This window comes from Akkermansia sp. N21116, from assembly GCF_029854705.2.
GTDB lineage: Bacteria > Verrucomicrobiota > Verrucomicrobiia > Verrucomicrobiales > Akkermansiaceae > Akkermansia.
In genome coordinates this window covers 2696527-2711982 of sequence record NZ_CP139035.1, presented here as the reverse complement: position 1 = coordinate 2711982, position 15456 = coordinate 2696527, and the positions used below count along the sequence as shown (strand labels likewise).

Annotated in this window: 9 protein-coding genes and 1 CRISPR repeat array (1 of these 10 only partly in view); of the genes, 5 read left to right on the top strand and 4 right to left on the bottom strand. The window is 52.2% G+C overall.

All coding sequences use genetic code 11. From position 1 onward, the window contains the following. Nucleotides 1-2573: direct repeats of the CRISPR family, unit length 32 nt; unit sequence GTCGCACCCTACGCGGGTGCGTGAATTGAAAC; it reaches 4274 nt to the left of the window's first position. Between the two features lie 642 nt (nt 2574-3215). Continuing rightward, entirely contained in the window at nt 3216-3590 is a 375-nt protein-coding gene (locus tag QET93_RS10310) for a lipocalin family protein (RefSeq protein WP_280125545.1), read from the top strand. A 67-nt stretch (nt 3591-3657) separates the two neighbouring features. On the opposite strand, the gene QET93_RS10305 is transcribed toward QET93_RS10310, so the two are convergent. The 3 genes from QET93_RS10305 to QET93_RS10295 form a co-directional block, all read right to left on the bottom strand. Then, nucleotides 3658-4425: a 4Fe-4S binding protein gene (locus QET93_RS10305; RefSeq protein ID WP_280131847.1), complete on the bottom strand. Its 768-nt coding sequence runs from the start codon at nt 4423-4425 to the stop codon at nt 3658-3660. A 10-nt stretch (nt 4426-4435) separates the two neighbouring features. After that, entirely contained in the window at nt 4436-6706 is a 2271-nt protein-coding gene (locus QET93_RS10300; RefSeq protein ID WP_280131848.1) for a M3 family metallopeptidase, read from the bottom strand. Between the two features lie 121 nt (nt 6707-6827). Beyond that, entirely contained in the window at nt 6828-8009 is a 1182-nt protein-coding gene (locus tag QET93_RS10295; RefSeq protein WP_280131849.1) for an iron-containing alcohol dehydrogenase, read from the bottom strand. Nucleotides 8010-8339: 330 nt separating this feature from the next. Between QET93_RS10295 and QET93_RS10290 the strand changes: the two genes are divergently transcribed. Continuing rightward, complete coding sequence (locus QET93_RS10290; protein WP_280125549.1) at nt 8340-9536, top strand: acyltransferase; 1197 nt, start codon at nt 8340-8342, stop codon at nt 9534-9536. A gap of 46 nt (nt 9537-9582) precedes the next feature. Here the strand turns inward: QET93_RS10290 and alr are convergent, their stop codons facing one another. Continuing rightward, on the bottom strand, nt 9583-10689 hold the full coding sequence (gene alr / locus QET93_RS10285; RefSeq protein ID WP_280131850.1) for an alanine racemase: 1107 nt from the start codon (nt 10687-10689) through the stop codon (nt 9583-9585). A gap of 209 nt (nt 10690-10898) precedes the next feature. On the opposite strand from alr, the gene QET93_RS10280 reads away from it, so the two are divergent. From QET93_RS10280 to folD, 3 genes are read left to right on the top strand one after another with little or no spacing between them, the layout of a single operon-like run. Further along, nucleotides 10899-13847, top strand: coding sequence for an Amuc_1098 family type IV pilus outer membrane protein (locus QET93_RS10280; RefSeq protein WP_322189971.1), 2949 nt, complete (start codon nt 10899-10901; stop codon nt 13845-13847). Between the two features lie 27 nt (nt 13848-13874). Then, the gene (locus QET93_RS10275) at nt 13875-14552 is read left to right on the top strand and encodes a lysophospholipid acyltransferase family protein (RefSeq protein ID WP_280125552.1); all 678 of its coding nucleotides are present in this window, start codon (nt 13875-13877) and stop codon (nt 14550-14552) included. After that, nucleotides 14543-15418, top strand: coding sequence for a bifunctional methylenetetrahydrofolate dehydrogenase/methenyltetrahydrofolate cyclohydrolase FolD (gene folD, locus QET93_RS10270; RefSeq protein ID WP_280125553.1), 876 nt, complete (start codon nt 14543-14545; stop codon nt 15416-15418). The genes QET93_RS10275 and folD overlap by 10 nt, the downstream gene beginning before the upstream one ends. The last annotated feature ends 38 nt before the right edge of the window (nt 15419-15456 follow it).

The window sequence follows — 15456 nt, the reverse complement described above, 5'->3', positions numbered from 1 at the left end:
CGGAAGTCTGAGGCGGTGGCGTTTCGGGTCGCACCCTACGCGGGTGCGTGAATTGAAACACCGATCGTCAAGGTGGATGGACAGATGGGAACCGTCGCACCCTACGCGGGTGCGTGAATTGAAACGACGGCCAGGACATGATGGGCACCGACGTCTGGAGTCGCACCCTACGCGGGTGCGTGAATTGAAACGTGGTGTCCGGGATGGCGTGATGGCGTTTTGACGGTCGCACCCTACGCGGGTGCGTGAATTGAAACTGGGATTGTCCAGTCTTGCAGCGTTACAAATAATGTCGCACCCTACGCGGGTGCGTGAATTGAAACCCCTTGCCAATCACCATACTCATACCCCTATCCGTCGCACCCTACGCGGGTGCGTGAATTGAAACCAACATCATGCACATGTCCGGATCCCGACATGTAGGTCGCACCCTACGCGGGTGCGTGAATTGAAACTCCTTGCACAGCCTCCAAAAAATGAGTCGATTGCGTCGCACCCTACGCGGGTGCGTGAATTGAAACGTCCCGATGCGGGGGCGGGCGTGGATTGCAAAAAGTCGCACCCTACGCGGGTGCGTGAATTGAAACATCGCTCCCTTAAGCCCGCGCGAAAAACCACTACGTCGCACCCTACGCGGGTGCGTGAATTGAAACTCGACGCTGATCGCGTTGTTGATCCTGGACGCGAGTCGCACCCTACGCGGGTGCGTGAATTGAAACTTATGATTATACCTGTCCCCGAGAACACGAAGGGTCGCACCCTACGCGGGTGCGTGAATTGAAACACGGCAGACCCAAGTACACCCCACTTGGCAGCCGTCGCACCCTACGCGGGTGCGTGAATTGAAACTTGACGTATGCGGACAAGTCGGCTCCAGGGGATAGTCGCACCCTACGCGGGTGCGTGAATTGAAACATGACAAAAGATCGATATGTTTCAGGATGGCGGGTCGCACCCTACGCGGGTGCGTGAATTGAAACTTTGTCAATGCTTCATCTCCCGGCTTCGTATCCCGTCGCACCCTACGCGGGTGCGTGAATTGAAACATGCGCACAACTCCATCTTGCTTAAATCAATGCGTCGCACCCTACGCGGGTGCGTGAATTGAAACGCCGCCGCCCCCTGCTGGAGACTCCCGTAAGCCCCGTCGCACCCTACGCGGGTGCGTGAATTGAAACCCAGTCCATTTTGGCACAGAGTCGATCCAATCTCTCCGTCGCACCCTACGCGGGTGCGTGAATTGAAACTGGAGGCCGACGCGTGCGGCGTCGCGGAGTGGGCAGTCGCACCCTACGCGGGTGCGTGAATTGAAACGATTTGATCAAAGCGCATAATGATACGAACTTCGTGTCGCACCCTACGCGGGTGCGTGAATTGAAACCTGTTGACGGGGGGAAGGAGCTGGTGTCGTTCGGTCGCACCCTACGCGGGTGCGTGAATTGAAACCGGGCGAGCTTGGCGCTCCCCGTAAAAGCCTGGAGGTCGCACCCTACGCGGGTGCGTGAATTGAAACGACCTGGTCGTAAATCTCCAACCTAAGCCACTCCAGTCGCACCCTACGCGGGTGCGTGAATTGAAACAGACGGATATCCCAGGGTACATTCGAGAGCGCCGGTCGCACCCTACGCGGGTGCGTGAATTGAAACGGCGAGCCGGGGGACGAGTCCTATCTCGTCAACGGTCGCACCCTACGCGGGTGCGTGAATTGAAACAGAGCCTCCTCCGGCCCCATCCAAATTGAAGCCGGTCGCACCCTACGCGGGTGCGTGAATTGAAACGACGGCAATCCCGCGGTCGTCAAGCAGTAGGCGGGTCGCACCCTACGCGGGTGCGTGAATTGAAACGACCGAGTACGATGTGGCCACCCTTGAGAATTTGGGTCGCACCCTACGCGGGTGCGTGAATTGAAACGCGGTTAACGAGTTGGGTGGACAATAGAGTGTTGAGTCGCACCCTACGCGGGTGCGTGAATTGAAACTTATTACAAGTATACTGAGGGTGAAAATCCGTATGTCGCACCCTACGCGGGTGCGTGAATTGAAACGATGCGTTTGCCACGGCATCTGATCTGACGGACTGTCGCACCCTACGCGGGTGCGTGAATTGAAACCCCTCTCAGCCTGCCCCTCTCCGAGGCAGGCTTTGTCGCACCCTACGCGGGTGCGTGAATTGAAACCCGACAAGGACGACTTTGCCGGGGCTGGTACGAAGTCGCACCCTACGCGGGTGCGTGAATTGAAACTGGAAGAGAATCGCGTGGAGACGGTCCGGAAGTGTCGCACCCTACGCGGGTGCGTGAATTGAAACGTTGCTGGCACCGGACCAGTTGCCGATGTTGGTCAGTCGCACCCTACGCGGGTGCGTGAATTGAAACACGGGAAACAGCAAAAAAATACATGGCTGCATGGGTCGCACCCTACGCGGGTGCGTGAATTGAAACACCGACACCGCCCCCTTCTGCACCGTCCTCACCAGTCGCACCCTACGCGGGTGCGTGAATTGAAACCGCGGAGAGTTGTCCGTCGGCGGTGATTTGGTAGTGTCGCACCCTACGCGGGTGCGTGAATTGAAGAACGCTGTAAAGTAGAAGAATGCGGTTGGCTGGAAGTAGATAGCGTAGCGCTGTACGGAGGAGATATGTCAGGCACTTTCTTATGGATCTTGACGATAACGGATGTGTACAGTGGATGGACGGAGATAGTTCCCAGGTGGAACCGTTCCGCCAAAAGGGTACTGAGTCATTATGGCCCCCTCATGGAACGCACGCCCTTCCTATGAAAAGGAATAGATAGCGACAACGGAGGAGAGTTCATCAGTTGGGAGAGCATCAAATGGCAACATATCAGGGAACATTTAGGCCATCCGATTGAGCTGACCAGATCCCATCCGTACCATAAAAACGACCAGTCCCGGGTTGAGCAAAAGAACTACACGCACGTGAGGCAATTCCTAGGCTATGAGCGGATGGAATACTCACAACTCGTCAAGCCCTTGAGAGAAGTCTGTCGTATCTGGTCACAGTGGAACAAACTCTACCGAGTCCAGCTCAAACAAATAGAAATCCAACGAGAAGGTAGTCGTCGTATCATGTAAACATGATCACGTGACAGCGTTAACGCCGGTGGATTGCAGGGATTTTACACTGATCACATTTGGCAATCACTAATCAAGCCTATTAGTGATCTGAACGTTTTACAGATGGTATATGTCTCTACATGAAGAACGATACAATTTCGATTATGTGGATGAAAACGATGATTCCGATGTTGGCCGCCGGTATACTGGCGGGTTGTGGTACCCATCCGGTTGCTCCTTTGGAAGGTGACTGGGTACAACCGGTACCCGGGCAACCGAAAGCCCAGCAGGGTGTGCGTTTGGAGAAGGGGGGAAAAGCCTCTTCCCTGAATATGGCGACGCTTGTTTACGAAAGTTGGGAACTGGACGGCAATAATCTGAAACTGAAGGGAAAGAGTATTGGCAATAAGCAAACTATCCCCTTTGAGGAAACGGTTATTGTCAAGGAAGTGACTCCCGAGAATATGACTTGGACGGTTGACGGACAGGATTTCACGTTTACCCGTAAACCGTAAGGCTCGGGTCTTCTTGTTTTTGCCGTTGTTCGGCAATATGAAAAAGAGAGATTCTTTTTCGTTCCTTTTACAGGAACCATTCGGGCTCTCGCCGGACGCCTTGAAGCATGGCGGTGAGATCGGCTATTTTCTTTTGGAATGGCGGTGCTATGATACTTCTGCCTTCGGTGGGGCAGGCTTTGACACAAGCGTAACAATCAAGGCACCGGATGGGATCGGTTGCAATGTAATGGGCTTCCCGGGAGATGGCGTCGACGGGGCATGCTTCGGCACAGGCTCCGCATTCAATGCAGTTTTCGTTAGGTTGTGGGGCCACAGGCATGGGGTTCCATTCCCGGTATGGCCTGTTACCGGGTAGTAAGGGTACGGTGGAGGAACCGTTTTTTTGTTTTTCGCGGATGGCGGCAGAGAAGGATAGCAGGGCTCTGATGTCTTGTATATCCGGGCGGTTGGTCGCAATTTGTGGAGAGAAAGTGTGTTGCCCGATAAAGGCTCCTCCTGCGATGACGGTGAATCCAGACGCGGTGCAGAGATCGGACAGTTCAAGCAAGGCGTCTTCGTAAGCCCGGTTGCCGTAGGTGACAAGGCAACAGGCGTTGGCTCCGTTGCCTTGGAGGTAGGTTGTGAGGGATTCCGGCAGAGATGGCAAGCGACCTCCGTACACGGGAAAGCCGATCACGACGAGGTCTCCGGGCAGAAAGGAGTAGGTCTTTCTGCGGGCGACGGATGGATTGAGGCTGATTTCCGAGAAACGTTCGTCCAGATCCAGACAGATGGTACGGAGACAAAAGCGCGTTGTCCCGGTTGGGCTGAAGTGGATTGCGTAAGTAGCCATGTGATGGATGCTATTCCCTGGGAGGGAGGTTGTTTCGCAGGAGCGTGAGGGCGGGGTTTTGTTGTTCCTCATCAATGATGCCGTATTTGCGGAGCATGGCATCCGGATTCGGATCTCGGCCCATGAAATTTTTGAAGAGGACAGAGGGAGGAGATGAGTAACCTTTTTCCAGAATGTTTGTTCGGAATGATTGGGCCGTAGCTTGATTGAAAATACCGTCGTGCTTGAATTTGGAGAAAGCGTCGGCTTCCAGAATTTCCGCCCATTTGTAGGAGAAGTAGAAGGAGGCGTAGCCGACTGGATTTGAGAAGAGGTGGTGACTTCCGCGGACGACGCTCGGGAGGGCTACATCCTTGTGATAAAGAATATCGTTGAGAACGGCTTTGTCGAGCTTATCCAGAGGGGTTTTCCGGAGAAGGTCGGGATTGAGGTGGAGTGCCAGGTCCATTTTCCCTAACATGAGCTGGCGCATGAAGTTGAGGGCGGCATGGTACTTTCGGACGTTTTGCATGGACAGGAGGAGCTTGTCCGGGATGGGCTGGCCGGTTTTATAGTGTTTGGCCATGTCTTTGAGGAGATCGGGTTCCCAGAACCAATTTTCCATGAGCTGAGACGGGAGTTCGACGAAGTCCCGGGGGACGGCTGTTCCTGCCAACGCACTGGTTTCTACTTTGGAGAAGAGGAGGTGAAGCATGTGCCCGAATTCGTGGAAAAGAGTCTTTGCGTTGGCCGGGGTCAGCAAAGCCGGATTGCCTCCCACCGGGCCTCGGACATTGGCGCCGATCAATCCCAAGTGAGGATGTCCGGGCGAATCGGACGTTGTGGGGCGAGCAAGGGAAATTGTACCCATCCAGGCGCCGTTACGCTTGCTGAGACGTGGATAGATGTCCAGATAGAAAGAGCCGATGTGTTCGTTGGATTTTTCATCGGCTACATCGAAGAAGCGGACTTGAGGGTGCCAGACTTCGATGGAGCCCGGCGTTGGAGCCGCTCCGGAACCTGGTTCGATATATTCTGTGGGGCGTTCGGTGATTGTGATGCCATAGAGCCTGTTGGCGATGGAGAAAAGGCCGTTGAGGACGGCATCTGCCGGCAGATAGGGAGTGACGGATTCTTCGGAATAGTGGAAGAGTTCTTCTTTTTGCCTGGCGCTCCAATAGGCGGTGTCCCATGGATGCAGGATGGCATTGTTGTTGCCTGTTTTGGCTGCCTTGTAGGCGCGGAGGTTTTCCAAATCCGTGAAGTAATGGGGTTTTGCTTTGTCGATGAGATCGTTGACGAAGTCGAGTCCGGCTTTACTGCTGCCGGTCATGCTGTCCTTGAGGATAAAATCGGAGAAGGAGTCATAACCCATGAGCTTCGCTTTTTCTTCGCGGAGTTTCAGAATTTTTTTGATCAGGGGTTCCGTATTGAACTTGCCTGTGTAGGCCGTGGCTATTTTTTCCCAAAGATTGCGGCGGAATTCTTCGTTTTCCGCCTTGACCATGAGGTTGGCCGAGGTGATGTTGTCCCAAGTGAACTGCCAGCCTTTCCGGGGGGCATTGGGATGGTGTTGGGCATAGCGTTTTTCAGCACGGACAAGTGTGTCGTGGTCAATCCCCTTCAGTTCATTTTCCCGTGTGGTCGTGAAGTTCCAGGCGGCATGGCTGTCCAGCAGAATGTTGCCGAATTGCCGAGTGGTTTCGGACAGTTCGCGATCAATGTCCTCAAGGCGTTTTTGGATTTCCTCCGGCATGTCGGCTCCGCCATCACGAAAGTTTTTGAGGGTGACGTTGATGAAGCGTATTTGTTCGGGAGTGAGATTGGCTTTTTGAAGGTGTTCGGAGGCTGTTTTCAAGGCATTCCAGAGACGTTTGTCCTTGTTGATGGCGGAGGAGAAGACGGCTAGCTCCGGCATGATTTTAGCGGTAGCCTCGCGGATGGCGTCGCTGTCGCAGACATTGGTGAGATGGCTAACTTTTGTTTCTGCCTCGTCGATGAAGGCAATGGCGGCATCATAGGCGCCGAAGGTGTTGGCGTAGGTCATGTTTTCGACAGGTACCCGGCCGATAGCATCAAGTCTGCTACGAGTGATACGGATGGCTTCTTCCATATCGGGGACGATTTTGTCCGGGGTCAGCTTGCTCCACGCAACAGGGAAGGAGGATTCGAGAAAGGGGTGTACTTCTCGCGTGGCAGGTGCCGGAGCATCCGGAGAAGAAGAGGCAGGATCTAAAGCATGAAGAGGGCAAAGCGTAAGAAGAAGAGCGGCGGTAACGGTAAATGGGAAACGAAATTTCATGACGGATTGGCAGGATGCTGAGAACGGAAAAAGGCGTTCTTGACGGGAACGCCTGACGAGTCCTTATATTATAACTTACGGATGATTCCGTGCCGTTCTTTCAATTATTTATTGTTCATTTTCAAATCGTTTGCATGGAGGCGATCTTGTAGATGTTTTGAACGTCTTTTACGTCCAGTTTCATTAACCCTCCGATGGGACCGCGCACATTGATGGCATTGTTTGCCATGACCGGGAAGTCCTCGGGAGAAATGCCTAGCTCCTGCATGGTGGTCGGCTGTCCCAGATTACGGAAGAAGGCCTGCAGGCGGTTAATTCCTTCCCGGATGATGGAATCCTGGTCGCGATAGGATCCTTCGACATTCATGACATTGACGGCAAATTGAACGAACATGCCTGGATTGGCCCGGTAGACGTAATGCATCCATGCCGGAGTGACGACGGCAAGTCCGGCGCCGTGCGGGATGTCGTAGAGGGCACTCAATTCATGTTCCATGGCGTGGCAGGCCCAATCCTGTTCACGTCCTATGCCCAGAAGGTTATTGTGGGCGATAGTGCCGGAGAAGGCTATTTCAGCCCATGCGTCGTAGTCATGGAGGTTGGTGTTGAGGATGCGTGCATTCTTTATGATTGTCCTCAGGGTAGCTTCGCAGAGACTGTCCGAGAGGTCGGTGTGGGTTGTGTTGGTAAAGTAGCGTTCGAAGATGTGGCTCATCATGTCGCAGACTCCATTGGCCATCTGGTTGTGAGGCAGGGTAAAGAAGAGTTCCGGATCAACGATGCTGAAGACGGGGCGAAGGGCAGGGTGGCTGTGGCCTAGTTTTCTTTTGGTTTCGTCATTGGAGATGACGGTATTTGGGCTGCTTTCGCTTCCGGCGGCAGGGATAGTCAGGACGGTGGCGATAGGGAGAGGCGTGTATGATGAGGAATCTTTGCCCATGAAGAGATCCCATACGTCTTCGGTTGCGGGAACTCCCAAGGCAATGGCTTTGGCTGAATCAATGACGCTGCCCCCTCCGACGGCGAGGATGAAGCCGATATCATGGGTTCGGCATAGGTCGATACCCTGACGAACGAGGGCGATGGAGGGATTGGGCTTGACTCCCCCAAGTTCGACATAATCGATGCCGGCTTGCCGGAGCGATTGCGTGATGGTGTCGTAAAGTCCTGAGCGTTTGATGCTACCTCCTCCGTAGTGCAGTAGGATTTTTGTGGAATGAGGCTCGACTTCGGAGGCGATGTCGAACCGTGTTCCTCTCCCGAAAATAAGCCGGGTTTTGTTGTCGTAGACGAAATTGAGCATGTCCTACTCTAAGGCGATTTCTCTGTCTTCGCAAGAGAGAGACGATAAATGTTTGTATATTATTAACAAATAGGTATTTATGTATTTTTTTTCGAATAGGTGGAAGAGGCAGACTGCCAGGAAACATGGGGATGGAAGAGTGACCCTCTGTAAAACGCTTTACGAAACCGCTGTCAAGAGACTCCAAAAAATCACCAATTAATTGATAAACAATTTACTCTCTATTTACCCGTTCAAAAGAACGAGAGTAAATATATACACATAATTAATTTATTATAAGTGAAGTGAGCGTTTTTCAGGCGGTTTCGTAATCCGCTATAATTCTCACCTATGCATGAACGGAACGATAGGAACTACGGTATTGATGCCCTTAGGATTCTTTCTATGATGATGGTGGTAGTGCTTCATGTATTAGGGAAGGGAGGTGTCTTGGAATCATCCTCTGGGATGTCTCTGCATATAGCGTGGTTAGTTGAGATTGGTGTTTATTGCGCTGTCGATTGCTATGCTTTGATTACCGGTTATGTTTGCTATGGGAGACGGCAGCACTATGCCCGTTTTTTTGATCTGTGGTTTCAGGTCGTATTCTATTGTGTTCTGATTACTACTGTGTTTGCGTATTTTCTTCCGGGTAGTGTCGGTATGAAGGAGGTGATCAAAGCTGTTATGCCTGTGACCAGGGGACAATATTGGTATTTTACTGCATATGCCGTTTTGTTTGTTTTCATTCCGTATTTGAATCGTTTTCTGGAAATGATTCCCCGGAAAACACTGGTGGCACTGATTATGCTAATTATTTTAACCGAGTCGCTTGTTCCTACTTTAACCCATTCAGTATCATATTTTAATCAGGGGGGATACGGCGTTCTATGGCTTGCTTGTCTGTATGTCATCGGTGCTTCCATTAAAATATTGTCCATTGAGCATCGGGTGAACCGTAAATATATGCTGTCCGGTTATACGTTCTGCATTCTGCTGGCCTGGACCAGCTATTTGTCCATTGGGTGGATTACAGAAACAGTGCTTGGAAAAATCAAGGGAGCTCAAGCGTTTGTCTCCTATCCGTCACCTTTGATTCTTTTTCCCGCAATTTTTCTGTTTCTCTTCTTCCTTCGTTTGAAACTTGGCGATTTCTCTCGGAAGTGTGTATGTTTTTTTGCCCCTCTGTCGTTCTCAGTCTATTTAATTCATACCCACCCCCTCGTGTTTAACCATATTATCGGTGGGAATTTCTCGTTTCTTGGGAGGGAGCCATGGTATGTGCTCGTTGGAGGCGTATTGGCCTCAACTTTTGGAATTTACCTGATATGCACATTGGTGGATTTTTTGAGGAAGAATCTATTTCAATTGTGCAAGATCGATTGTTTATCCCGGCAGATGGATCAAATCATTGTCGGCAGGTGGATAAACCGTGTTTTTGAGAAGGTTTGCTGTTGGATTGTTCCTGAAAGGTCTGCCGGCATGAACGATGATTTGTTGCGCTTGTCCAAAGTTCCGGATAAAAATAATGAAAAGCCATCCTCTTGACGTTAATCGTCAGGGACGGCTTTTCATTTCTTGTTGGGGCGGACTGTTATTCCGAATAAAAACGAGGAATGCGCGGTCCGATAGCAGTAAGTATTTCCCATGGGATGGTTTCGGCCATGCGGGCAATTTCCGGGATAGTGACGTGCTCTCCCATGATTTCAACTGCGTCTCCCGGTTGTGCGTCGGATACCTGACTGACGTCGATCATGATCTGGTCCATCGTAATCCGGCCTAGAACGGGACAGAAAACGCCGTTGTAATAGACCCGGATCCCTTTCTTGTGGAGGATACGCATATAGCCGTCGGCATACCCGATGCCAACGGTAGCGACGCGTGTGGGGGATTTCGTCGTAAATTCCTGACCGTAGGAGATGCCGTGGTTTTCCGGTAATGTGCGCACAAGTGTCAGGCGCGATTTGAGGACGAGGGCCGGTTTGAGTTCGCGACCAAGGGGTGTATCGACGGGCGAATATCCATACAGGATGATTCCTGGGCGTACCAGATTGGCCGATGGAACCTTGTAGTCGAGTATGCCGGCACTGCTGCACAGGTGTCGGTAAGGGAGGGGACAGTGGGCCGATATAGCCTGGACGGCTTTTTCGAACAGGTATATGTTGCGTTCAGTGGTTGCCCTGTTTTCGTCCGCGCAGGGAAGGTGGGCGCCAATACCTTCGATATAGAGGTTATGCCAGGTGGGGATACGGTCTATGAGGGTAGGTATTTGATCGGCCAGCAGACCACCGCGACCCATGCCGACATCTACGGAAATGTGGATAGGCAGGGTTTTGCCGTAGAGACGGGCAAGGGCGTTGTAATGGTCTCCTTCCTCCAGTGTGGACATGAAACAGCGCCAGTTGTTCAGGACGATTTCCTCCCGTTCTTCCGGAAAAGCAGGACCGAGGATGTAAGGTTTTGTCCGGCAACCACTTTGGCTGATGCGTCGTGCTTCCCCTACATTGGCGACACCAAAGAACACGATACCCTCGCGGTCCAGACACCGGGCGACAGGCTCGAGGCCGTGTCCGTAGGCACCGGCCTTGACGACGGGCATGATGTGTGCTCCCCCGGCAGAACGCCGGATGACGTGGAGATTGTGTTTGAGTGCGCCAAGGTCAACTTCGGCCCAGGCTCGGGGAGGACTGGTGTGGGGCATGCGGATCAAATTACGCCCGTTAGACGTTGGAGAAAAGCGTAATCTCCACCCCGTTTTAAATGACTGTTACTGTTCTTAAAAACTCTCTACGGGCGAGGATTGGTTCTTCTCTGAGGTCTTACCGGTGCAGCTGGTTCAGTCTCCGTATTCCGATGAAAAAACGTTTTTTTGGTCCAACTCGAGTTTTTGAGGTGACGAACGGGGGGAAAATGAGTAGAGTTCCCAAGACTGCCATGATTCGTCTCTTTCCACGTCACAAATATGTGTTCGGTATGGCTGCTGCTGTTCTCTCGATAGCGGCGGCTGAGGTTCCTCCTGCCCAGGCGACTTCGTCGGGGACCGTTTCTTTGGAGGAAATCGTCTCCCGTGGAGATGCCGCCTATATGGATAACAAGATGGAAGCTGCCGTAAATGCTTATGCGGAAGCTTTCGGACAGCTGGACCGGGCTGATGCCAAATATGCCGACCTGATTAAGGAACGGTACGCCCGCAGTTTGGCGCAAAGAGCCCAGGAACTTCAAGCTGCCGGTAATGAAAAGGCTGCCAGCGAGATTTTACACCGGGCTATTTCCATTGCTCCGGACGATAGCCATGTGAAAGCTGTTGCCTCCAGATTTCAGCCGTCGCAACAACCTATCGTCTTGTCCGCATCGGCCGGAGATGTAGGGAGGGTTGCTCCTTCCTCGGCTGTGGTTGCCGCCGATATCAGTACCCGTACGATTGCTCGTCTCGACGAGAAAATGAATACGGCTATGGGACACCTGAACAAAGGCCGTTCCCTTTACGCGGACAAGCAGTACGAAGCGGCTTTGAAGGAATATCAAACCGCTCTGGATATCATGCCGGATTCTCCGGTTACGGCGGAACGACGCCAGTTTATCCTTCTTAGCATTGGCGATGCCAGCGTAGCCGTTGCGCAGGAGTTGGCCAAGGTTGGCAGATATGACGAGGCTCGCGGATTGTTGGAGAAAGCCTTGACGCAATCTCCGTCCAACAAACTGGCCAGAAGAACTCTGGAATATTTGAACGATCCCGAAAGGACGAACCCTGCCAAGACTCCCCAGTACGTCAAGGATGTCACGGAAGTGCAGCGGTTGCTGAATCTTGCTTACGGCCATTTCGATCTGGGCGAGTTTGACGATGCGAAGAAGAATTTCCAGGATGTCCTCCGGTTGGATCCTTATAATACAGCCGCTCGTCGTGGGATGGAAGCCGTCTCCGGGAAGATATCGGAATATGCCCGTTCCGCCTACGATCAGACGCGTGCAAGTGCTTTGGCCGATGTCAGTGCTGCCTGGGAAAAGAGCGTTCCTGAGGAAGTACCCACAGGTGTGGGAGAATCTACGGAACCTCTCGATTCTCCGTTCCGCAGTATCGACAGTAAATTGTCTTCAATCATTATTCCGAGGCTGAATTTGGAGGATGTCGATATCATGGAAGCGCTGGATGTTCTCCGCAACCAGGCGATTCAACAGGATAAGGCGGCTGATGTCCAATCTGCCCGCGGCGTGAATATTACCGTCGATTTTGGCGACCCCGATAGTCCGGAAGCCCAGAAGATTCTCTCCAAGAAGTTCAATCTCAAGATGAATAACGTCCCCCTCAAGGACGCTCTTGCCTACTTGGGGACGGTGACGGGAACAACTTACCGGACAAATGCTTATACCGTGGAGATTATTTCCGCTTCGAGTGATTCCGGTACCATGTTGTCACGCGTTATTCCGGTACCTCCCGGCTTTTTTTCCGCTTCTAGTGAAGGAGGCTCCGATGCTTCTTCCGATCCGTTTGCAACGGATTCCTCCTCTTCTGGGAGTATTGTCCTGAAGCGTGTGGATCCCAAGGAATCTCTCAAGCAGATGGGAGTGTCCTTTCCGGAAGGTGCGACCGTTCGTTATAATTCGGACAATTCAACGCTTTTTGTTCGCAATACGCAGAAGAATATCCATTTGATCGAGGATATTATTTCCACGAAGGCCGCCCAGCAACCTATTCAGGTGATTGTGAAGGCAACGATTATCGAAGTGAACCAGAAGGATTTGTCCGAGTTAGGGTTCGACTGGATCATTAATGCCGATCTTGACGCCGACAAAATTTTTGGGGGAGGCGGACAGAGTTCCACCAATACAAGCTATAACAACCAGTCGATTTTCAAAAGTCTGGCGACTGTTACCGATGCTGCCGTACCTAATGCGAGCGTGACGGCGGGGCTTCGTTCCATCAATCAGGTTATTTCGACGGATTCGATTGATTCTCTGATCGCAAACGGTTCTCAGACGTCGCGCGGTTCCATGTATACTCCTGGACGAGCTCCCAGTATCCTGACGGTTCGCGGGGTTTGGAATAGTGCCCAGCTGGCGTTTGTCATGCGTGGTCTGGATCAGAAAAAAGGCGTTGATGTTCTGCAGCAGCCCCAAGTGATTGTTCGTCCCGGTGAAAGCGCCGAATTTTATTCCGGCAAGGAAATGCTGTATCCCTCTGCCTATGAACCCCCGCAGATTCCCAATAGTTCCGGCGGCAACAACAGTAACGGAGGAACTTCCAATATGATGGTGACTCCGGCTACGCCGACAGAATTTGCTTCTCGCCGTACGGGAACAAGCTTCAACGTGCAAATCACGGGGATCAGTGAAGACAAGAGTGTCGTCGATATGACCGTGACGCCTAACATGGTCGATTTCGAAGGGTTCATCAATTATGGTTCTCCCATTATGATGCCTATGGTTGGTTACAACAAAACGGCCGCTTCCGCCCTAACCGATACAGCAGTGGGAGAAGAGGGGTTTGTGACGACGGTAGAGTTGTCCAAAAACTCTATTTTACAGCCAATTTTCAATACGCGTGGCTTAACTGTTCCCGTGAGTGTAACGTCAGGCAGTACAGTGGTTCTTGGTGGTTTGCAAAAGGCATCGACTGTCGAATTTGAAGATAAGGTGCCCATGCTGGGCGATATTCCCCTTGTTGGGCGTCTGTTCCGTTCTTCCGGTAAGCAGGTGGAACGCAAAGTGTTGATGATCATGGTTAAGGCTGAAGTCGTCGATCCGGGAGGCAAGGAGACGATCGTTTCCCATAACAGGTCTTCCTCCAGTCACGAAGAATCCCAACCTAATATGTCACCCCAGACCGAAGACTCTGCGGAAGGCGAAATGCCGCAACCGTAGGATGCTCTGCCGGGTCTCGCATAGAACATGAGTATTGAGAAAAGGGATAAGTGGTGGGCTCCTGTGGCGGGGTTTGGTGTTTGGCTCTTAATGCAGCTGATAGGCCGGACTCTGCAAGTGCGTACGGTTCGGGAGGAAGGCGACAAGGAATATGATTGTCCTTCCATTTATTCCATCTGGCACAATCGTAATTTCGTTTGTTTCTATGTTTGGTCGTTGACTGGTTTCAGAAGAAAGATTTTTGCCTTTACCAGTGCCAGCAAAGACGGTGCCGTTATCGGCTGGATTGCCCGGTTCTTCGGGATGGGGAATGTAAGGGGGTCCAGCCACAGGCGCGGCGCCATGGCTCTTTTGGAGACTCTTTCGATTCTGAAGGATGAGGGGCACTGTATTGCCATTACCCCGGATGGTCCCAAAGGGCCTCTTTATAAAGTGCATCCGGGAGTCGTTATGATGGCTTCGAAAACAGGCGTTCCGATCATTCCATTGTGCGTAGAGTACGAAAATTGCTGGCGCATTGGTGGGGCGTGGGACAAATATTGTGTTCCGAAGCCTTTTTCGCGTGTAACTATTTTATGGAGGAGCAAGTTTTTCGTACCTCCTTCTTTGAATCATCAGGAACTCAATGAATACGTAATCCGCCTGGAAGCCCTTATGGCTTGCGGGCTGCCAGATCTGCAACCTATATCACCACCATGCAAATAATCGATGGAAAACAAGTAGCCGCGGACGTCCTCGCGGAAGTTCAACAGGACATCGAAGAACTGAAAGCAGCCGGAGTCGTTCCCGGTCTGGCTGTCGTTCTTGTCGGGGAAGATCCAGCTTCCAAAGTTTATGTGGGATCCAAAGTTCGCAAGTGTGCGGAACTGGGGATGCTTTCCCGCAAAATAGCTCTGCCGGCCGAAACGACCCAGGAGGAATTACTGGGGGTGATTGCCGAGCTGAATGCCGATCCTGCGATTCACGGCATTCTTGTCCAGAGTCCGCCGCCGCGCCACATTGATGAAAGTGCCGTTGTGCTTGCGATCGATTCCCGCAAGGATGTAGACGGGTTTCATCCTGAAAACGTTGCCAAACTGGTGATGGAGGATCCGACCGGGTTTGTTCCCTGTACTCCCTTGGGATGTATGCGCCTGCTTAAGGCGTACGGCGTGGAAACGTCCGGAGCCCATGCCGTGGTTGTTGGGCGCAGCATGATTGTCGGCAAGCCTATGGCTCATTTGCTCATGTCTAAAGAAGCCAATGCCACCGTGACTGTTGCCCATTCCCGTACCAGAGATCTGGCGGGACTTTGCAGGACGGCTGACATTATTGTGGCTGCCGTGGGGCGTCCGAACATGATTGGCGAAGAGTTTGTCAAAGAAGGCGCTGTTGTCATCGATGTGGGAATCAACCGTGTTGATGATCCTTCCAAGGAACGGGGATACCGCATTGTTGGCGATGTCGATTTCGACAAAGTTGCTCCCAAATGCCGAGCTATTACACCCGTTCCCGGAGGTGTAGGGCCGATGACTATTGCCATGCTGATGGCCAATACGGTCAAGGCCTGCCGTCAATTGACCGGTAAGTAAAAAAGAACTTCCCTTCTGGAGAACAGGGAAGATTCTAA

Bases quoted from the DNA above. Each gene is read 5' to 3' on its own strand.
- QET93_RS10310 (WP_280125545.1), top strand. From the start codon at position 3,216: ATGAAGAACGATACAATTTCGATTATGTGGATGAAAACGATGATTCCG.
- QET93_RS10305 (WP_280131847.1), bottom strand. From the start codon at position 4,425: ATGGCTACTTACGCAATCCACTTCAGCCCAACCGGGACAACGCGCTTT.
- QET93_RS10300 (WP_280131848.1), bottom strand. From the start codon at position 6,706: ATGAAATTTCGTTTCCCATTTACCGTTACCGCCGCTCTTCTTCTTACG.
- QET93_RS10295 (WP_280131849.1), bottom strand. From the start codon at position 8,009: ATGCTCAATTTCGTCTACGACAACAAAACCCGGCTTATTTTCGGGAGA.
- QET93_RS10290 (WP_280125549.1), top strand. From the start codon at position 8,340: ATGCATGAACGGAACGATAGGAACTACGGTATTGATGCCCTTAGGATT.
- alr (WP_280131850.1), bottom strand. From the start codon at position 10,689: ATGCCCCACACCAGTCCTCCCCGAGCCTGGGCCGAAGTTGACCTTGGC.
- QET93_RS10280 (WP_322189971.1), top strand. From the start codon at position 10,899: ATGAGTAGAGTTCCCAAGACTGCCATGATTCGTCTCTTTCCACGTCAC.
- QET93_RS10275 (WP_280125552.1), top strand. From the start codon at position 13,875: ATGAGTATTGAGAAAAGGGATAAGTGGTGGGCTCCTGTGGCGGGGTTT.
- folD (WP_280125553.1), top strand. From the start codon at position 14,543: ATGCAAATAATCGATGGAAAACAAGTAGCCGCGGACGTCCTCGCGGAA.